Raw genomic sequence first — 20,031 nt, 5'->3', positions numbered from 1 at the left:
GCAGCGCCGATGGTACTGCAGGGGGGACCCTGTGGGAGAGTAGGACACCGCCGAACAACTCTTCAAAGGGTTGGGCCCGGAACTTCGGTTCCGGGCCCAACCCTTTTTTGTTTGCCGTCACTTGACGTTCACGTTGCCCGACCACCATCCGCGGCATGGGTACTGCTGCACTGCTCAGAGCCGCCGGTGTCGGATTCGGTGACGAGGTCGTCGTGCCGGCGTTCGGCAATGTGGAGGTCGCCGACGCGGTGACCCAGGCCGGTGCGCTGCCGGTGTTCGCCGACATAGACCCCGTGTCCTACTGCCTCGACCCGCTCGCCGTCGAAGCGGCCGTAACTCCCCGGACGGCGGCCGTCGTTGTCGTACACCGCTTCGGGCGGTCGGCCGATGTCGCCGCACTGCACGGGATCGGGCGGAGGCACGGGCTGCTGGTGCTGGAGCACGGAGAGTCCGAGGCGCCGTACGACGAGACGGCACAGCGCAGGGAGCGTGCCGCCTATCTGGACGCGAGGCTGCGGGGCGTACGGACGCCGGACGGCGGGGACGGGCACACCTACCAGCAGTACGTGGTGCGTGTGCCCGGGAACGGCCGGCCGGACCGGGACGCCTTCGCACGGGCCGTACGTGCCAGGGGCGTTGACTGCCGGGTGCCGGTGAAGACGCCCGTGCACCGGCTGCCGGAGTTCCGCAGATGCGTTTCTCTGCCGGAGACGGAGCGGGCCGCCGAGGAGACGCTGACGCTTCCGGTGGACGCCTCGCTGACGCGGCGGGAGATGCAGCGGATCGTCTCGGCATGCAACGCGCTCGGGGGACCGATCGTGGTTGGGAGCCACGCCGTGTTCGGGGTATGATCTATTCCGTTGCCGCGAGGGAAACCTCGAAAGGGCGACAGGCCCCTATAGCTCAGTCGGCAGAGCGTCTCCATGGTAAGGAGAAGGTCAACGGTTCGATTCCGTTTGGGGGCTCGAGCGAAAAACCCCGCCCTTCCGGGCGGGGTTTTCTCATGTCCGGACCGGCCTTCCGGGCCATGCCCGGGCCGGCCCCACAGCCTTCGGGCCGGCCTCAGTGCCGGCCCACCTCCGGAACCCGCATCGCCAGGATCGCCATGTCGTCGGACGGAGCGTCCGAGGCGAAGCGCTCCACCGCGCGCATGATGCGTGCCGCGACCGCACCGGCCGTCAGGCCCGTGCACGTGGTCAGGACGTCCGCCAGGCCGTCGTCGCCCAGCATGCGCGTGCCCTCGCGCCGCTCGGTGACACCGTCCGTGACGCAGAGCAGGACGTCGCCCGGGTCCAGGGTGACCGTCTGCTCGTACAGGTCCAGGTCCTCCATGACGCCGAGGAGCGGCTGCGGCTCGGCGGCCGACTCCACCCTGCCGTCCTGACGCAGGCGCAGCGGCAGCGGATGGCCGGCGCACACCACCTTCAGCTCGGCGCTGCCGTCCTCCTGCGACCGCAGCTCGCCGTACAGGAGGGTGAGGAAGCGGCTGCGGGCGCCCTCGTCGAGGATCGCGGAGTTCAGGCGCTCCAGGACCGCCGGGCCGTCGTAGCCCTCGCGGGCCAGCAGCCTGAGCGCGTGGCGGGCCAGGCCCGTCACGGCCGCCGCCTCCGGGCCGGTGCCGCAGACGTCGCCGATGGCGAAGCCGTAGGCGCCGTCACGGATGGGGAAGAGGTCGTAGAAGTCGCCGCCGACCTCGTTGCCCTCGCCGGCCGCGCGGTAGATGACCTCGACCTCCACGCCGTCGATCTGCGGCAGGCCGGGCGGCAGGAGGCTGCGCTGGAGGGACTGGCTGATGGCCGTGCGCTCCGAGTACAGCCGGGCGTTGTCCAGGGCGAGGGCGGCGCGGCGGCTGAGGTCCTCGGCCAGTTCCAGGATCTCCTGGCGGAAGTGTTCGTCGGTGGGCTTGCCCAGGGTGAGCATGCCGATGACACGGTTGCGGGCGACCAGCGGCAGGACGACGGTCTCGCCGCCGACCGCGGACGCCGTGGCGAGGGTGGGGCCGATGGTGGTGCCGATCCGGTGGTGCGAGTCGCCCAGGCTGAGGCTGCGCATGGAGGTGCGCAGGGCCGCCTGGTGGGCGGCCTCGCCGGGGGCCGACCAGACGCGCGCGCCGGGGGTCGGTACCGGGTCCGGCGGCGGGATCTTCGACAGCAGGGACTTGATGCCGTCGATCAGCTCCTCGTCCTCGTGCAGGACGTAGGACAGGTAGGGCTCGGAGGCCTGGTCGGCGATGGTGTAGACGGCGCACCAGGTGGCCAGGGTGGGAACCGTCATCTGGGCCATCAGGGCGAGGGTCTGGTCGCGGTCCAGGGTGCCGGCCAGCAGGTCGGAGGCCTCGACGAGGAAGCTCAGGGAGCCGCGGCGCAGCCGTTCCAGCTCGCCCAGGCGGGCCGACTCCACGGCCAGTGCGATGCGGTCGGCGGCGAACTGCAGGCGCAGGGCCTCCTCGTTGGAGTATCTGCCGGGTGCCTCGGCGGCGACCCCCAGGGAGCCGGTGAGGCGGCCCTCGACCTTCAGCGGGACCGTGACGACGGAGCGCATGCCGGTGCCGCCCAGGAGGGGTGCGGCGCCGGGTGTGGCGGTGAGGTCGTCGTGGACGGCGGGCATGCGGGCCGAGCCGTAGCGGCCGGGGCCGGCTTCGACGGGGACGCGGGCGAAGCGCTGGCGGGCGGAGGGCAGGCCGGTGGAGGCGCGGACCTCCAACTCGGTCTCGTCGTCGGTCGCCAGGAGCAGGAAGGCGGCGTCGCCGTCGAGCATGTCGCGGGCGCGTTCCACGGTGCGCTGCAGGAGGCCGTCGAGGTCGTCGGGGGCCGGTGAGCCGATGAAGACCTCGAACGGGTCGGTGCCGGCGCCGTCGGCCGCGGCACCGGTGTCGCCACCGGAGGCGGGAACCCGCAACGGGCTCTGCAGCACGGCGCGTTCGTGGTCCCGTACGAGCAGGCAGACGGTGGACGGTTCGCCGCCGGTGTCGCGGACGCGGAGGTGGGAGGCGTAGACGGGGATGACCCGGCCGTGGGCGCCGCGGATGCCGTAGCTGCCCTCCCAGCGGGAGAGTTGGAGCGCTTCGGCGATGCCGGTGCCGGTGCCGGGGGTGTGCGGCCAGGCGGCGAGGTCGGTCAGCGGCTTGCCGACGACCTGTTCGGCGGCGTAGCCGAAGAGTTCCTCGGCGTCCTCGTTCCAGGCGGTGATGGAGCCGCCGCGGTCGATCTGGACGACGGCGACGCGGACGCGGCCGTCGGCGATCGGGAGGAGTTCGGCGGGCACCATGGGCCCGGCGGCGCGGGTGCCGACCGGACGCTCGGGAAGGTCGAGTTGGAACCAGACGTTCTTGTGCGTGGGTGTGTACTCCACGCCCCAGCGGGCGGCGAGGGCCGCGCACAGCTGGAGGCCGCGGCCGCCCTCGCGGTCGGGGCTGCCCATGTTGACGGCGGTGCTCTGCAGGGGGACCTCGCGCTCGGGGTAGCGGTCGGCCACCTCGATCCGTACGCCGTCGTCACTGCGCAGGCACACGACGTCGGCGGCCGTGCCGGCGTGGACGACGGCGTTGGTGACCAGTTCACTGGTGAGCACCACGGCATCGTCGACGATGTCTCCGAAGCCCCACCCCTGGAGGGTGTCGCGGACGAAGGACCGGGCGGTCGCGACCGATCGCCCGAGGGGCTCGAAGCTGGCGGCCGCGCGGGCGGTGATCACAGAACTCCTCGTCCGGTTGTCGACGTGCAGGCCTTGCGGGCCGACCGGCTCGCGGCGCTGCTCCGGTAGCTGCGGCCTCTGCGGCCGTGGCTCCGGGGGCTGTTCCCCGGGGATCACTCCGGTGGTCATTGTGTGCGGCCGCCCTCCGATGCCCGCTCGTTCCCGTGCCACCGCCCAGGCCGGACGGACCGGCGTGGCTGGACAGCCGCATGCAAGGTTACTTACCTTCGCGGTCGCTGCGGATGCCGGTCTTCGGTGTTTTCGCCCGGAGGGTGTGCGGACGGTGTGCGAAGCTGCCGAACTGTTATGGCCTGGTTCGGTGGGGGTGAAACACTGGGCAGGCTTCTGTTGACGTGGCGGGCAGGCTGAGTGGGTTCTGCGTGCGCTGGGCAGCAGGCCCTCGTGCGGCCTGGCCGCTTCGGGCAGAGTGACGCAGCAGTAAGCATCGGGCAGAGTTACCAAGCAGTAACCGGTACGCCGGGTGGTGGTGCCGGGGCACAGCAGTAGTGGTCGATCCCTGCGGGAGGGACACAGTGGAGTCTGGCGCAGCGACGCGGGGCACGAAGACGCGCGCGAAAGGCGGACAGTCCGGACAGTCCCTGAACAACCGGCGCACACCGCGCGGTGGTACCACCGCGGTGGACACGGCCGCCCTGAACCGGCTGCTGGCGGCTCTGGTGGGGATGCGGGACGGTAACTTCCGCAAGCGGCTCACGGTGTCCGGGGACGGCGTGATGTCGGAGATCGCGGCGGTCTTCAACGAGGTGGCCGACCGCAACATGCATCTGACCGGCGAGCTGTCGCGGGTACGGCGCATGGTGGGACGTGAGGGAAAACTCACCGAGCGGCTGGAGACGGGGGCCTGCGAGGGCTCCTGGGCGGTGGCGATCGAGAACTGCAACGCGCTCGTCGACGACCTGGTGCGGCCCGTCTCCGAGGTCGGCCGGGTGCTGTCCGCGGTCGCCGAGGGTGATCTCTCGCCGCGGATGGAGCTGCGCACCCCGGCGCCGGAGGGGGCCGGGCATCCGCTGCGGGGCGAGTTCCTGAAGGTCGGGCGGACGGTCAACAACCTGGTCGACCAGTTGTCGACGTTCACCGACGAGGTCACGCGCGTGGCCAGCGAGGTGGGCACCGAGGGGAAGCTGGGCGGGCAGGCGCGGGTGCGCGGTCTGTCCGGCTCCTGGAAGGACCTCACGGACTCCGTCAACACGATGGCGTCCCGGCTGACAGCGCAGGTGCGGGACATCGCGCTGGTGACCACGGCCGTCGCCAAGGGTGACCTGTCACGCAAGGTGACCGTGCATGTCGCCGGCGAGATGCTGGAGCTGAAGAACACCGTCAACACGATGGTCGACCAGCTCTCCGCGTTCTCCTCCGAGGTGACGCGGGTCGCCCGCGAGGTGGGCACGGACGGCATCCTCGGCGGCCAGGCGCATGTGCCGGGGGTGGACGGCACGTGGAAGGAGCTCACCGACTCGGTGAACCTGATGGCCGGCAACCTGACGGCCCAGGTGCGCGGTATCGCGCAGGTCACCACGGCCGTGGCCAACGGTGATCTGTCGCAGAAGGTGACCGTCCCGGCGCGCGGGGAGGTCGCGCGGCTGGCCGAGACGATCAACCAGATGACCGAGACGCTGCGGATCTTCGCGGACGAGGTCACGCGCGTGGCGAACGAGGTCGGCGCGGAGGGCCGGCTGGGCGGTCAGGCGAACGTGCCGGGCGTCGCCGGGACGTGGAAGGACCTGACGGACTCCGTCAACACGGTGTTCCGGAACCTCACCACTCAGGTGAGGGACATCGCGGCGGTGACGACGGCCGTGGCCAGCGGTGATCTGTCGCAGAAGGTCACCGTGGACGTGGCCGGCGAGATGCTGGAGCTGAAGAACACCGTCAACGGCATGGTCGACCAGCTGTCGGCGTTCGGTGCCGAGGTCACGCGCGTGGCGCGGGAGGTCGGTGTCGAGGGTGAGCTGGGCGGTCAGGCACAGGTGCCGGGCGCCGCGGGTACGTGGAAGGACCTGACGGACTCCGTCAACACCGCGTTCCGCAACCTCACCGGTCAGGTGAGGAACATCGCCCAGGTGACGACGGCCGTGGCCAACGGTGATCTGTCGCAGAAGGTCACCGTGGACGTCTCCGGCGAGATGCTCCAGCTGAAGAACACCGTGAACACCATGGTGGACCAGCTGTCGTCGTTCGCCGACCAGGTGACCCGGATGGCCAGGGACGTGGGCACGGAGGGACGGCTGGGCGGTCAGGCCCGAGTGGACGGCGTGTCGGGCACGTGGAAGGAGCTGACCGACTCCGTCAACTTCATGGCCGGCAACCTCACCTCCCAGGTGCGGCAGATCGCCCAGGTGACGACGGCGGTGGCCCGCGGTGACCTGTCCCAGAAGATCGACGTGGACGCGCGCGGGGAGATCCTGGAGCTGAAGAACACCATCAACACGATGGTCGACCAGCTCTCCGCCTTCGCCGACCAGGTGACCAAGGTGGCCCGCGAGGTGGGCACGGACGGCCGGCTGGGCGGTCAGGCGCAGGTGCCCGGCGTCGCCGGTGTGTGGCGGGACCTCACCGACTCGGTGAACGGCATGGCCGGCAACCTCACCGCGCAGGTGCGCAACATCGCGCAGGTCGCCACCGCCGTGGCCCGCGGTGACCTGTCCCAGAAGATCACCGTGGACGCGCGCGGGGAGATCCTGGAGCTGAAGAACACCCTGAACACGATGGTGGACCAGCTGTCGTCGTTCGCCCAGGAAGTCACCCGCGTGGCCCGCGAGGTGGGCACGGAGGGCATCCTGGGCGGTCAGGCCGAGGTGCAGGGTGTGGCCGGCACCTGGAAGGACCTCACCCAGTCCGTGAACTTCATGGCGAACAACCTGACCATCCAGGTCCGCAACATCGCCGAGGTCACGACGGCCGTCGCCAAGGGCGACCTGTCGAAGAAGATCACCGTCGACGCCAAGGGCGAGATCCTGGAGCTCGTCACGACCGTCAACACGATGGTGGACCAGCTGTCGTCGTTCGCGGAGCAGGTGACCCGGGTCGCCCGCGAGGTGGGCACCGAAGGCATCCTCGGCGGTCAGGCGCATGTGCCGGGCGTGGTCGGCATCTGGAAGGACCTCAGCGACAACGTCAACCTGATGGCCAACAACCTGACCATGCAGGTGCGCAACATCTCCCAGGTGGCCGCCGCGGTCGCCAACGGCGACCTGACGCGGACGGTGACGATCGAGGCGCGCGGTGAGGTGGCGCAGCTCGCCGACACCTTCAACACCATGGTCAAGACGCTGAGTTCGTTCGCCGACCAGGTCACCAAGGTGGCCCGCGAGGTGGGCACGGACGGCATCCTCGGCGGGCAGGCCTACGTCCCGGGCGTGGCCGGCACCTGGAAGGACCTCACCGAGTCGGTGAACCAGATGGCGTCCAACCTGACCGGTCAGGTGCGCAACATCGCCATGGTCACCACGGCGATCGCCAAGGGTGACCTGACCAAGAAGATCGACATTGACGCCCGTGGCGAGATCCTCGAACTCAAGACGACGATCAACACGATGGTTGATCAGCTGTCCAGCTTCGCCGAGGAGGTCACCAGGGTCGCCCGCGAGGTGGGCACCGAGGGACAGCTCGGCGGTCAGGCACGCGTGCGGGACGTCGACGGCACGTGGCGGGACCTGACCGAGTCCGTGAACGAGATGGCCGGGAACCTGACCCGGCAGGTGCGCGCCATCGCGCGCGTGGCGACCGCCGTGACCCGCGGCGACCTGAACCTGAAGATCGACGTCGACGCCTCCGGCGAGATCCAGGAGCTCCAGGACTACATCAACAAGATGATCGCCAACCTGCGCGACACCACGATCGCCAACAAGGAGCAGGACTGGCTCAAGGGCAACCTGGCCCGCATCTCGGCCCTGATGCAGGGACGCCGGGACCTGGAGGACGTGGCCTCGCTCATCATGAGCGAGCTGACGCCGGTGGTCTCCGCGCAGCACGGCGCCTTCTTCGTGGCCATGCCGCTGGTCGACGACAAGGACCTCGGCGCCGACGCGGAGGACGTCTACGAGCTGCGCATGCTGGGCTCCTACGGCTACTCGATGGGCTCCATGCCGACGTCGTTCCGGCCGGGTGAGGCGCTGATCGGGACGGCCGCCGAGGAGAAGCGCACGATCCTGGTGGAGAACGCGCCCAGCGGCTATCTGAAGATCTCCTCCGGGCTCGGCGAGGCGCCTCCCGCGCAGGTGATCGTGCTGCCGGTGCTGTTCGAGGGCAAGGTGCTCGGCGTGATCGAGCTGGCCTCCTTCACGCCGTTCACGCAGATCCAGAAGGACTTCCTCAACCAGATCGCGGAGATGATCGCCACCAGCGTCAACACCATCTCGGTCAACACCAAGACCGAGCAGCTGCTCAAGCAGTCCCAGGAGCTGACGGAGCAACTGCGGCTGCGCTCGGAGGAGCTGGAGCAGCGGCAGAAGGCGTTGCAGGCGTCCAACGCCGAACTGGAGGAGAAGGCCGAGCTGCTGGCCCAGCAGAACCGCGACATCGAGGCGAAGAACTCCGAGATCGAGGAGGCGCGGCAGGTCCTGGAGGAGCGTGCCGAGCAGCTCGCCGTCTCCATGCGCTACCGCAGCGAGTTCCTCGCGAACATGTCGCACGAGCTGCGTACGCCGCTCAACTCCCTGCTGATTCTGGCCAAGTTGCTCGCCGACAACGCCGAGGGCAACCTCTCCCCGAAGCAGGTGGAGTTCGCCGAGACCATCCATGGCGCCGGCTCCGACCTGCTGCAGCTGATCAACGACATCCTGGACCTGTCGAAGGTCGAGGCGGGCAAGATGGACGTCTCCCCGACGCGTATCGCGCTCGTCCAGCTCATCGACTACGTGGAGGCCACCTTCCGGCCGCTGACCGCCGAGAAGGGCCTGGACCTGTCGGTGCGGGTGTCGCCGGAGCTGCCCGCGACCCTGCACACCGACGAGCAGCGGCTGCTGCAGGTGCTGCGCAATCTGCTGTCCAACGCGGTGAAGTTCACCGACTCCGGGTCCGTGGAACTCGTCATCCGTCCCGCGCGGACCGACGTCCCGCAGGCGATCCGGGAGCAGCTGCTGGAGACCGGCTCGCTGACCGACCCGGACGCGGAGCTGATCGCGTTCTCGGTCACCGACACCGGCATCGGCATCGCGGCCAGCAAGATGCGGGTGATCTTCGAGGCGTTCAAGCAGGCCGACGGCACCACCAGCCGTAAGTACGGCGGTACGGGCCTCGGGTTGTCCATCTCGCGGGAGATCGCGCAGCTGCTCGGCGGTGAGATCCACGCCCAGAGCGAGCCGGGCCGCGGCTCGACGTTCACCCTGTATCTGCCGCTGCACCCGGGCGAGCTGCCGCCGCACGGCTACCAGCAGCCCGGGTCCGCGCTCGCCGCCGAGGAGTTGGTCGCCGCCGCCGAGCCGCACCTGTCCGAAATCTCCAGCCTCTCCGATCTGTCCGAGCTGTCGGCCGTAGAGGTGGAGATGCCGGCCGAGGTGAGGTCGTACCAGGAGACCCAGAACGGGGCCGCCGCGCTCTTCCGGCGCCGCCGCAGGGCGGCCCTGCCCGCGGGCGAGCAGCAGCCGGGACAGCGGGACCAGCAGATGCCGGAGCAGGCGGCCGGGACCCTCGGCGCCGACGGGCAGGCGGAGGCGGCGCCGCACGGGCGCCGGGACGTCCGGTTCGGTGGCGAGAAGGTGCTGATCGTCGACGACGACATCCGCAACGTCTTCGCGCTGACCAGCGTCCTGGAGCAGCACGGCCTGTCCGTGCTCTACGCCGAGAACGGCCGCGAGGGCATCGAGGTGCTGGAGCAGCACGACGATGTGGCGGTCGTCCTGATGGACATCATGATGCCCGAGATGGACGGATACGCGACCACCACGGCGATCCGGCGCATGCCGCAGTTCGCCGGGCTGCCGATCATCGCGCTGACCGCGAAGGCGATGAAGGGCGACCGGGAGAAGGCCATCGAGTCGGGCGCCTCCGACTACGTGACCAAGCCGGTCGACCCCGATCACCTGCTGGGCGTGATGGAGCAGTGGATGCGGGAGGGATGAGTCGGAACCACGGGCAAAGCACGTGGAGGACCCGGTGACGGGCGCCTTCGGGGTGCGCGCGAAGATGTTGAGTGAGGGTGCTCGAAGTCGTGTGGAAGTGCGGGATTCGGGGAACCTTCTGCTCTCCCGACGCGTTTCTGCTACGTGCACAGTGACATCGCGGTGACAGGGTGTGGCGACAGGCGGGGTGCGGCTACGATGACCGGCACAAGGACGGGCGGCGCAAGGGAGTCGTCCCCTGGGGCGGCACCCGCCGGTGCCTCCCCGGTTCCTGCGGACAGGGGCGGCCCCAAGCCGGGGCGAGGAGGGCGGGCCATGGTGCAGAAGGCCAAGATCCTCCTGGTCGATGACCGGCCGGAGAATCTGTTGGCGCTGGAGGCCATCCTCTCTGCGCTCGATCAGACGCTGGTACGGGCATCGTCAGGGGAGGAAGCGCTCAAAGCACTGCTCACGGACGACTTCGCGGTCATTCTGCTGGACGTCCAGATGCCGGGCATGGACGGTTTCGAGACGGCGGCGCACATCAAGCGGCGGGAGAGGACCCGGGACATCCCGATCATCTTCCTCACCGCGATCAACCACGGCCCGCACCACACCTTCCGTGGCTACGCGGCCGGTGCGGTGGACTACATCTCCAAGCCGTTCGACCCGTGGGTGCTGCGCGCGAAGGTCTCGGTCTTCGTCGACCTGTACATGAAGAACTGCCAGCTGAAGGAACAGGCGGCGCTTCTCCGCATCCAGCTGGAGGGCGGCGCGAAGGGCGGGACCGGCGAGGGCAAGGAGTCGGCGGGCCTGCTCGCGGAGCTGTCGGCGCGCCTGGCAGCCGTGGAGGAGCAGGCGGAGGCTCTCTCCAAGCAGCTGGACGACGAGTCCGCCGACGCGGCGGCGGTCGCCACGGCGGCCCACCTGGAGCGCAAACTCACCGGCCTTCGGCGCGCGCTGGACGCGCTGGAGCCGGGGGCGGGGAACACGTCGTCGGTCACGTCGCAGGGGTGAGGTTCCCCTTCGGGGACGGGCGGCTTTCCGGGGTTTGAGTCGGGCCGCGGTTCGGGCCGCGCCGGGCGGCGCGGGCTTGGGCGCAGGTCGGGCGCGGGCCGCGGGCGGGACCCGGCGCGGGGCGCACGCCGGGACGGGCCTTGGGTGCGGGCTGGAGCCCGGGTGCTCGGGGTGCGGCCAGGAGCGTGCGCGGGCCGCAACCGGGCGCGGGCCGCAACCGGGCGCGGGCCGCAAAAGGCGCGGGCAGCAGGCCAGGCGCGGGACGGACTCGAGGTCGCGGCCGAGGCCGCGGGCCTGAGCGTGGTGCCGCGGTGCCGGTCGGCTTCAGGGGAGTGGGCGCATCCCGGGCGGGGCCGGTGAGTGCAGGATCTGGCTCAGGAGGTGCGGCGGGCCGGGGGCCGTGCGTGGCACAAATCCTTCGATCACCGCCTTCGGTGACGAGGCGTCAGACCGTCGAGTCCGTGGGGACGACACGAACGGGTGAAGCAGTGGGCACACGTGTCCGCTGTCGTCTCCGACGGTAACCTCACACCTATGGCCTCACGTTCCTCCGCAGCCAAGAAGCAGCCCGCCAAGAAGGCGGCCGCTCCCGCAAAGGCTCCGGCGAAGAAGGCCGCTGCGAAAAAGGCACCCGCCAAGAAGGCTCCGGCCAAGGCACCCGCCAAGAAGGCGGCCGCCAAGAAGGCCGCGCCCAAACCCGCACCGAACCCCACCGGGGGCGTGTACCGGCTCGTGCGCGCCCTCTGGCTCGGGCTGGCGCACGCCGTCGGCGCCGTGCTCCGGGGGGTGGGGCGGGGCGCCAAGAACCTCGATCCCGCGCACCGCAAGGACGGCACCGCGCTGCTGCTGCTCGCCGCCGCCCTGATCGTCGCCGCCGGTACCTGGGCCGATCTGCGCGGGCCCGTCGGCGACCTGGTCGAGATCCTGGTCACCGGTGCCTTCGGCCGGCTCGACCTGCTCGTGCCGATCCTGCTCGGGATCATCGCCGTACGCTTCGTCCGGCACCCGGAGAAACCCGAGGCCAACGGCCGCATCGTCATCGGTCTGTCCGCGCTCGTCCTCGGTGTGCTCGGCCAGGTCCACATCGCCTGCGGCTCGCCCGCCCGCAGCGACGGCATGCAGGCCATAAGGGACGCCGGCGGCCTCATCGGCTGGGGCGCGGCCACACCGCTGACGTACTCGATGGGCGCGGTGCTCGCCGTACCGCTGCTGGTGCTGCTCACGGTGTTCGGACTGCTCGTCGTCACCGCCACCCCGGTCAACGCCATTCCGCAGCGGCTGCGGCTGCTCGGCGTCAAGCTCGGCCTCCTGCCCGACCCCCAGGACGACGAACCCGGCGAGTACACCGAGGACGACGCCCGCTACGACGAACAGTGGCGCGAAGCGCTGCCCGCGCGCCTCCGCCGGCGCCAGAGCGCTCCCCAGGCCTACGACTCCGACGCCGCCGAGCAGGAGGCACTCTCCAGGCGCCGTGGCCGGCCCCGGCGCTCCGCCGTGCCGCAGCCCGACATGGAACGGCGGATGGACGCCGTGGACGTCGCCGCCGCAGCCGCCGCCGCGCTCGACGGTGCCGTGCTGCACGGCATGCCGCCGTCTCCGCTCGTCGCGGACCTCACCCAGGGCGTCACCGTCGGCGACCGGGCCGAGACGCCGACCCCGACCCCGGTGCCGGCGGCGCGTCCCGAGCCGGACGGTCCGGCCACCGGGCCCAAGGAGGACTCGCCGGCCGCGCGCCCCGAGGCGGACCCGCGGGCCGGCCGGCCCCCGCGGGAGGAACAGGAGAAGCAGGAGAAGCCGGCCGCGGGTGTCCCCGACCTCACCAAGACGCCGCCCGCCGAGACCCGTGAGCTGCCGCCGCGCGCCGAGCAGCTCCAGCTGTCCGGTGACATCACCTACTCCCTGCCCTCCCTGGACCTGCTGGAGCGGGGCGGCCCGGGCAAGGCGCGCAGCGCCGCCAACGACGCCATCGTCGCCTCGCTCACCAATGTCTTCACCGAGTTCAAGGTCGACGCCCGCGTCACCGGCTTCACGCGCGGGCCGACGGTCACCCGCTACGAGGTCGAGCTGGGTCCCGCCGTGAAGGTCGAGCGGATCACCGCGCTGACCAAGAACATCGCCTACGCCGTCGCCAGCCCGGACGTGCGGATCATCAGCCCGATCCCCGGCAAGTCCGCGGTCGGCATCGAGATCCCGAACACCGACCGGGAGATGGTCAACCTCGGTGACGTGCTCCGCCTGGCGGAGGCGGCCGAGGACGACCACCCGATGCTGGTCGCGCTCGGCAAGGACGTCGAGGGCGGCTATGTGATGGCCAACATCGCGAAGATGCCGCACGTGCTGGTCGCCGGCGCCACCGGTTCCGGCAAGTCGTCCTGCATCAACTGCCTGATCACCTCGATCATGATGCGGGCGACTCCGGAGGACGTGCGCATGGTCCTCGTCGACCCCAAGCGCGTCGAGCTGACCGCGTACGAGGGCATCCCGCACCTGATCACGCCGATCATCACCAACCCCAAGCGGGCCGCCGAGGCCCTGCAGTGGGTCGTGCGGGAGATGGATCTGCGCTACGACGACCTGGCGGCCTACGGGTTCCGACACATCGACGACTTCAACGCGGCCGTGCGGAGCGGCAAGGTGCACTCGCCCGAGGGCAGCGAGCGCGAGCTTCAGCCGTACCCGTACCTGCTGGTGATCGTCGACGAGCTCGCCGACCTGATGATGGTCGCCCCGCGTGACGTCGAGGACGCGATCGTGCGCATCACGCAGCTCGCGCGCGCGGCCGGCATCCACCTGGTGCTCGCCACCCAGCGGCCCTCCGTCGACGTCGTCACCGGTCTGATCAAGGCGAACGTGCCCTCCCGGCTCGCGTTCGCCACCTCCTCGCTCGCCGACAGCCGCGTCATCCTCGACCAGCCGGGCGCCGAGAAGCTGATCGGCAAGGGCGACGGACTGTTCCTGCCGATGGGCGCGAGCAAGCCGACCCGAATGCAGGGCGCCTTCGTCACCGAGGACGAGGTCGCGGCCGTCGTCCGGCACTGCAAGGACCAGATGACGCCGGTCTTCCGGGACGACGTCACCGTCGGCACCAAGCAGAAGAGGGAGATCGACGAGGACATCGGCGACGACCTCGACCTGCTGTGCCAGGCGGCCGAGCTGGTCGTCTCCACGCAGTTCGGGTCGACGTCCATGCTCCAGCGCAAGCTGCGCGTCGGCTTCGCCAAGGCCGGGCGGCTGATGGACCTCATGGAGTCCCGGAACATCGTCGGTCCCAGCGAGGGGTCCAAGGCGCGTGACGTGCTCGTGAAGCCCGACGACCTGGACGGTGTGCTGGCCGTGATTCGGGGCGAGACCGAGGGGTAGCAGCACAGGGACGTCCGTCCGGTGGAGGCGGCCTCCGGCCGAGGGGCGGGTGGAAGGGTGGCCGCACCGTGATCCACCCGTTAGACAGCGGTGAGCAACCGTTTCCCTTGGACGTACGTCAAGTTGAGCGAGAGGACCGGTGCGGGTCCCACCATGGGTTCCGCGCCTGTCCCACCATCGGATTGTCCGGCCATTCCGATGGCGTACAAAGTCCTACCGCCGGGTCGCTCCACCCTTTGGCACCCCCCTAGACTGAACGTCCAGCACAGGCGGCTACACGCTCGAAAGGCGCCCCCGTGTCCATCGGCAACTCCCCTGAAGACGAGCGTCCGTTCGAAGACGTTTCCGAGGAAGCCCGCCCCTCCATCGGCCGTGTCCTGAAGGACGCGCGGCTCGCCGCCGGGCTGACCGTCGACGAGGTCAGCGCCGCCACCCGCGTCCGCATCGCGATCCTGCACGCCATCGAGGCCGACGACTTCGCCCCCTGCGGCGGCGACGTCTACGCCCGTGGGCACATCCGGACCCTGGCCCGTGCCGTCCACCTCGATCCGGCCCCGCTGCTCGCGCAGTACGACGCCGAGCACGGCGGCCGCCCCGCCCCGACCCCGGCCGCCCCGCTGTTCGAGGCGGAACGTATCCGCCCCGAGCGGCGCGGCCCCAACTGGACCGCGGCCATGGTCGCCGCCATCGTTGTCGTCGTCGGTTTCGTCGGCTTCACCGCCTTCAAGGGCGGTGGCGGCGACGGCGGCGCCAAGTCGCAGGTCGCCGAGGGCTCCACCCCCAGCACCAGCAAGCCCGCCTCGCCGAAGCCGAAGAGCAGCAAGCCGACCGACCAGAAGCCGGCACCGTCCGACAGCGCCATCGCGGCCGCGCCCCAGGACAAGGTGACCGTCCAGGTCAGCGCACCGAACGGGCGCAGCTGGATCTCCGCCAAGGACCACAACGGCCGCATGCTCTTCGACGGGCTCCTCAACAAGGGCGAGTCCAAGACCTTCCAGGACAGCACCAAGATCAACCTCATCCTGGGCGACGCCGGCGCCATCCAGCTCTATGTGAACGGCAAGAAGATCGAGGACCAGTTCCAGCCGGGCGCCGTGGAACGCCTCACGTACACCAAGGGCGACCCGCAGGTCGGATAGCCCCCTCACCAGGGAGGGAAGCGGACGCACGGAGAAGGGGTTGGCCAAGATCGGCCAACCCCTTCGACGTGGGCTGTCGGTGGGACGAAGTAGTCTTGAGCCCATGCCTGAACGCCGTACCGTCGCACTCGTCACTCTCGGCTGCGCCCGTAACGAGGTGGACTCGGAGGAGCTCGCAGGCCGTTTGGAGGCGGACGGCTGGCAGCTCGTGGAGGACGCCGCGGACGCGGACGTCGCCGTGGTCAACACCTGTGGCTTCGTGGAAGCCGCCAAGAAGGACTCCGTCGACGCCCTCCTGGAGGCCAACGACCTCAAGGACCACGGCAGAACGCAGGCCGTCGTCGCGGTCGGCTGCATGGCCGAGCGGTACGGCAAGGAGCTGGCCCAGGCCCTCCCCGAGGCCGACGGCGTGCTCGGCTTCGACGACTACGCGGACATCTCCGACCGCCTGCAGACGATCCTGAACGGCGGCATCCACGCCTCGCACACTCCCCGCGACCGGCGCAAGCTGCTGCCGATCAGCCCGGCGGAGCGGCAGGAGGCAGGGGCCGCGGTCGCGCTGCCGGGGCACGCTCCCGCGGATCTTCCCGAGGGCCTCGCGCCGGCCTCCGGCCCGCGCGCGCCCCTGCGCCGCCGTCTGGACGGCTCCCCTGTCGCCTCGGTCAAGCTCGCCTCCGGCTGCGACCGGCGCTGCTCCTTCTGCGCCATCCCGTCCTTCCGCGGCTCCTTCATCTCCCGCCGCCCGAGCGACGTGCTGAACGAGACACGGTGGCTGGCCGAGCAGGGCGTCAAAGAGATCATGCTGGTCTCCGAGAACAACACCTCCTACGGCAAGGACCTCGGCGACATCCGCCTGCTGGAGTCCCTGCTGCCCGAGCTGGCCGAGGTCGAGGGCATCGAGCGGGTCCGGGTCAGCTACCTCCAGCCGGCCGAGATGCGCCCCGGGCTCATCGACGTCCTGACCTCCACCCCGAAGGTCGCCCCCTACTTCGACCTGTCCTTCCAACACTCCGCGCCCGGCGTGCTGCGCGCCATGCGCCGCTTCGGCGACACCGACCGCTTCCTGGAGCTGCTCGACACCATCCGCTCCAAGGCGCCCGAGGCCGGTGTGCGCTCCAACTTCATCGTCGGCTTCCCCGGCGAGTCCGAGGCCGATCTGGCCGAACTGGAGCGCTTCCTGAACGGTGCGAGGCTGGACGCCATCGGCGTCTTCGGCTACTCCGACGAGGAGGGCACGGAGGCGGCGACCTACGACGACAAGCTGGACGAGGAGATCGTCGCCGAACGACTGGCACGCGTCTCCCGACTGGCGGAGGAGCTCGTCTCGCAGCGGGCCGAGGAGCGCATCGGTGAGACGGTGCGGGTACTCGTGGAGTCCGTGGACCCCGAGGAGGGTGTGTACGGACGTGCGGCGCACCAGGCACCGGAGACGGACGGGCAGGTGCTGCTCACCAGCGGCGAGGGTCTGAGCGTCGGCCGTGTGGTCGAGGCCAAGGCGGTCGGCACGGAGGGTGTCGACCTGGTGGCCGAGCCGCTGGCGGGCGCGTTCACATGCGATGAGGAGGCGGGCAGATGACGGGAGTCCCGGCGTCCGCGGCGGGCGGCTCCTCCGGCGCGCGAGGGGCGGCGTCGGGCCGTACCGGTGCGGACGGGGCCCCCGGCGCCGCCGGCACCTCCGGTCACACGCCCGGCGCGGCAGGCCGGGAGGCCGAGGAGCCGACCGGTGGCAAACACCCGCGCGGCGGGAAGATCGCGGCGGCCGCCGTGAACCAGGCCAGCGTCTGGAACGTCGCCAACCTGCTGACCATGCTGCGGCTGCTGCTGGTGCCCGCCTTCGTGTTCCTGATGCTGGCGAACGGCGGGTACGACCCGGCATGGCGCTCCTTCGCCTGGGCGGCCTTCGCCATCGCCATGATCACCGATCTGTTCGACGGCCACCTGGCGCGGACGTACAACCTGGTCACCGACTTCGGGAAGATCGCCGACCCCATCGCCGACAAGGCGATCATGGGGGCGGCGCTGATCTGTCTCTCGGGGCTCGGCGACCTGCCCTGGTGGGTGACCGCCGTGATCCTCGGCCGGGAGCTCGGGATCACTCTGCTGCGTTTCCTCGTCATCCGCTACGGCATCATCCCCGCGAGCCGCGGCGGCAAGCTGAAGACGCTCACGCAGGGCGTGGCCGTCGGGATGTACGTGCTGGCGCTGACGGGTTGGCTGGCCACCCTGAGGTTCTGGGTGATGGCCGTGGCCGTCGTGCTGACCGTGGTGACCGGACTGGACTATGTGAGACAGGCCATTGTGCTGCGCAGGCGGGGAATCGCCGAGCGCCGGGCCGCGTTGGAGGAGTCGTAAGGGTGAGGTCGCCGGCCGCCGAAGTCGTGGGACTACTCACGGTGAGGGGCGAGACGATCGCCGTCGCCGAGTCGCTGACCGGCGGCCTGGTCGCGGCGGAGATCACGTCGGTCCCGGGGGCCTCCAAGGTCTTCCGGGGTTCGGTCACCGCGTACGCCACGGAACTCAAGCACGAGCTGCTGGGCGTCGACGCCACTCTGCTGGCGCAACGCGGTGCGGTGGATCCGCAGGTCGCGGCCCAGATGGCGGCCGGTGTCCGCAAGGCCTTGGGCGCCGACTGGGGCATCGCGACCACCGGGGTCGCCGGCCCCGACCCCCAGGACGGACAGCCCGTCGGAACGGTCTTCGTGGCCGTGGACGGGCCCGGCGAAACGGAGAACGGCACCGCCCCTGGCGAGAAAACGGCCGCGCTGCGGTTGAACGGCGACCGGGCGGAAATTCGTATGGAGAGTGTACGGAGCGTACTCGCGCTGCTTCTGAAGCGGATTGCGGGCGAACAGACCGGGAATGAGCGGGCACAGGATACGGAACGGAACGGGGGGTTTTGATGTTTGCAGCCCTGAGTGAACACGACATCGCTCCCCGCACGGCCGCGGCGCGAGGCGGTACGGTGGGGCGTGAAGGATGCGGCTACGCGGTCCGAGGAGGGAGCCACCGATGATTCTGCTCCGTCGCCTGCTGGGTGACGTGCTGCGTCGGCAGCGCCAACGCCAGGGCCGTACTCTGCGCGAAGTCTCCTCGTCCGCCCGAGTCTCGCTCGGCTATCTCTCCGAGGTGGAGCGGGGGCAGAAGGAGGCTTCCTCCGAGCTGCTCTCCGCCATCTGCGACGCGCTGGACGTACGGATGTCCGAGCTCATGCGGGAAGTGAGCGACGAACTCGCCCTCGCCGAGCTGGCCCAGTCTGCTGCGGCCACCGAGCCCGTGCCCACGCCGGTTCGCCCGATGCTGGGTTCCGTGTCGGTGACCGGTGTGCCACCGGAACGGGTGACCATCAAGGCGCCCGCGGAAGCGGTGGACGTGGTCGCCGCGTGATCGTACACGCGTGCCCGAGCTGACTGACACACGAGCTGACACGCACGTCGTGAGGCCCCGGCCGGGGCTGCTCCGGGAAACCCGGGGGAGTTCAGGCCGGGGCCTTCGTGCGTGCTGCCGTTTGTGCCTTCTCCTGTGCGGGGCGATGGTTGAGGCCGGGTAGTGCTCGGCTCGACCGGCGCCGGAGCGTGACGGGAAGGCCGTCGGGCTGTCGTCCGGAGCGCCGGATGGAGGTGGGTGCGTGGGTGCGATGGCGGGGCCGGCAGTGCGCTGTGCGGCGGCTCTGGCCGCTCTGGGGCTCGGCGCGGTGTGGTGGTGGGCGGTGCTGCGGCTGGTCCTGTCGGGCGACGCGGGGGTGCTGGAGGGCGCGGTCGCGGCAGGTGGGTGGGGGCTGAGCCTGCTGCCTGTGCACTGTGTCCCCAAGGACTCGGTCCTCAAGGACTCGGTCCCCGAGGGCGCTGTCCCGGAGGACGAGGAGAGGGACCACTGACTCCGGGTGTCACCTGGTCGTACGGCGGTACCGCTCGCGCCACCTCTGCGGGGAACCCGGCGCCGGAGCGGGACCGCCCTGGCAGCGCGGACACCAGTACGTGGGGCGCTCCTGGGAGCCGTCGCCCTGGTCGGCCACGCGCACGGACGTGCCGCAGCGCAGGCAGGGGCGGGGCGCCCGGCCGTACACGAAAAGGTCCTGGCCCTGGCCCCGCAGGCCCGTGGTCCGGCGGACCGGGCGGTCACGGTTGGCCTCCAGGAGGCTCTTCGCGAGCGGGGGCAGCTTCGCGGCGAGCTCCGCGGGCAGGGCGCCCACGGGCAGCCATGGGGTCACGCCGAGCAGGAAGCAGAGCTCGCTCTTGTAGACGTTGCCGATGCCGGCGAGATTGCGCTGGTCGAGCAGGGCCTCGCCGAGCGGTCGGGCGGGGTCGGCCAGGAGGTTGGCCAGCGCCAGGTCGCCGTCCCAGTCGGGGCCGAGGAGATCCGGGCCGAGGTGGCCGACAGTGCGGTCCTCCTCGGTGGTGCGCATCAGGTCGAGGACCTGGAGGCGGTAGCCGACGGCGGCGCGGTCGGTGGTGGCGAGTACGGCGCGGATCTGGTGGCCGGGGCCGCCCTTCCACCGTTCGCCGTCGCCGTAGACCTTCCAGGCGCCCTCCATCAGCAGGTGCGAGTGCAGGGTCAGGCCACCCTCGACGCGGGTGAGCAGGTGCTTGCCGCGCGAGACCGTGTCCAGGACGGCCCGGCCGGACAGGTCGACCGTCGCGTACTTCGGCACCCGGAAGTCGCTTCTGGTCAGGACTCTGCCCGCGAGCGCGTCGTGCAGTCGCCTCGCGGTCTGCCAGACCGTGTCACCTTCGGGCATGGGTCCAGCGTGGCATGTTCCCGCGCAC

Annotated in this window: 12 protein-coding genes and 1 tRNA gene; 11 read left to right on the top strand and 2 right to left on the bottom strand. The window is 70.6% G+C overall.

All coding sequences use genetic code 11. The features are described 5' to 3' along the window. The first annotated feature begins 155 nt into the window (after positions 1 to 155). Both R2S09_RS26320 and R2S09_RS26315 read left to right on the top strand, forming a co-directional pair. Positions 156 to 851, top strand: coding sequence for a DegT/DnrJ/EryC1/StrS aminotransferase family protein (locus R2S09_RS26320; protein ID WP_306189866.1), 696 nt, complete (start codon positions 156 to 158; stop codon positions 849 to 851). A gap of 41 nt (positions 852 to 892) precedes the next feature. After that, positions 893 to 965 (top strand) — tRNA-Thr (locus R2S09_RS26315). A 97-nt stretch (positions 966 to 1,062) separates the two neighbouring features. Here R2S09_RS26315 and R2S09_RS26310 read toward each other — a convergent pair. After that, positions 1,063 to 3,822, bottom strand: coding sequence for a SpoIIE family protein phosphatase (locus tag R2S09_RS26310; RefSeq protein WP_316743618.1), 2,760 nt, complete (start codon positions 3,820 to 3,822; stop codon positions 1,063 to 1,065). A 404-nt stretch (positions 3,823 to 4,226) separates the two neighbouring features. On the opposite strand from R2S09_RS26310, the gene R2S09_RS26305 reads away from it, so the two are divergent. The 9 genes from R2S09_RS26305 to R2S09_RS26265 all read left to right on the top strand — a co-directional run bounded on the left by R2S09_RS26305 (position 4,227) and on the right by R2S09_RS26265 (position 19,142). After that, the gene (locus R2S09_RS26305) at positions 4,227 to 9,773 is read left to right on the top strand and encodes a HAMP domain-containing protein (protein WP_306189864.1); all 5,547 of its coding nucleotides are present in this window, start codon (positions 4,227 to 4,229) and stop codon (positions 9,771 to 9,773) included. Between the two features lie 315 nt (positions 9,774 to 10,088). Then, on the top strand, positions 10,089 to 10,769 hold the full coding sequence (locus tag R2S09_RS26300; protein ID WP_306189863.1) for a two-component system response regulator: 681 nt from the start codon (positions 10,089 to 10,091) through the stop codon (positions 10,767 to 10,769). Between the two features lie 534 nt (positions 10,770 to 11,303). Then, positions 11,304 to 14,129 (top strand): DNA translocase FtsK, encoded by a 2,826-nt coding sequence (locus R2S09_RS26295; protein WP_316743616.1) that lies wholly within the window; start codon positions 11,304 to 11,306, stop codon positions 14,127 to 14,129. Between the two features lie 296 nt (positions 14,130 to 14,425). After that, positions 14,426 to 15,268: a RodZ domain-containing protein gene (locus tag R2S09_RS26290; protein ID WP_316743614.1), complete on the top strand. Its 843-nt coding sequence runs from the start codon at positions 14,426 to 14,428 to the stop codon at positions 15,266 to 15,268. A 103-nt stretch (positions 15,269 to 15,371) separates the two neighbouring features. Further along, a complete protein-coding gene (gene rimO / locus R2S09_RS26285) occupies positions 15,372 to 16,844 on the top strand; it encodes a 30S ribosomal protein S12 methylthiotransferase RimO (protein WP_306189860.1) in 1,473 nt (490 codons plus the stop codon). Further along, on the top strand, positions 16,841 to 17,620 hold the full coding sequence (gene pgsA, locus R2S09_RS26280) for a CDP-diacylglycerol--glycerol-3-phosphate 3-phosphatidyltransferase (RefSeq protein WP_316743612.1): 780 nt from the start codon (positions 16,841 to 16,843) through the stop codon (positions 17,618 to 17,620). Before rimO ends, pgsA begins: the two co-directional genes overlap by 4 nt. Positions 17,621 to 17,622: 2 nt before the next feature. Next, a complete protein-coding gene (locus tag R2S09_RS26275) occupies positions 17,623 to 18,168 on the top strand; it encodes a CinA family protein (protein ID WP_316743611.1) in 546 nt (181 codons plus the stop codon). A gap of 109 nt (positions 18,169 to 18,277) precedes the next feature. Continuing rightward, entirely contained in the window at positions 18,278 to 18,652 is a 375-nt protein-coding gene (locus tag R2S09_RS26270) for a helix-turn-helix domain-containing protein (RefSeq protein WP_030178264.1), read from the top strand. 241 nt (positions 18,653 to 18,893) lie between these two features. Next, entirely contained in the window at positions 18,894 to 19,142 is a 249-nt protein-coding gene (locus R2S09_RS26265) for a hypothetical protein (RefSeq protein ID WP_316743627.1), read from the top strand. A 9-nt stretch (positions 19,143 to 19,151) separates the two neighbouring features. On the opposite strand, the gene R2S09_RS26260 is transcribed toward R2S09_RS26265, so the two are convergent. Beyond that, on the bottom strand, positions 19,152 to 20,003 hold the full coding sequence (locus R2S09_RS26260; RefSeq protein WP_306189857.1) for a DNA-formamidopyrimidine glycosylase family protein: 852 nt from the start codon (positions 20,001 to 20,003) through the stop codon (positions 19,152 to 19,154). Between the last annotated feature and the right edge of the window lie 28 nt (positions 20,004 to 20,031).

Origin of the sequence: Streptomyces sp. MK7, from assembly GCF_032658145.1 — a bacterium.
Classification (GTDB): Bacteria; Actinomycetota; Actinomycetes; order Streptomycetales; family Streptomycetaceae; genus Streptomyces; species Streptomyces spiralis.
This window is presented reverse-complemented; position numbering and strand designations above follow the sequence as displayed.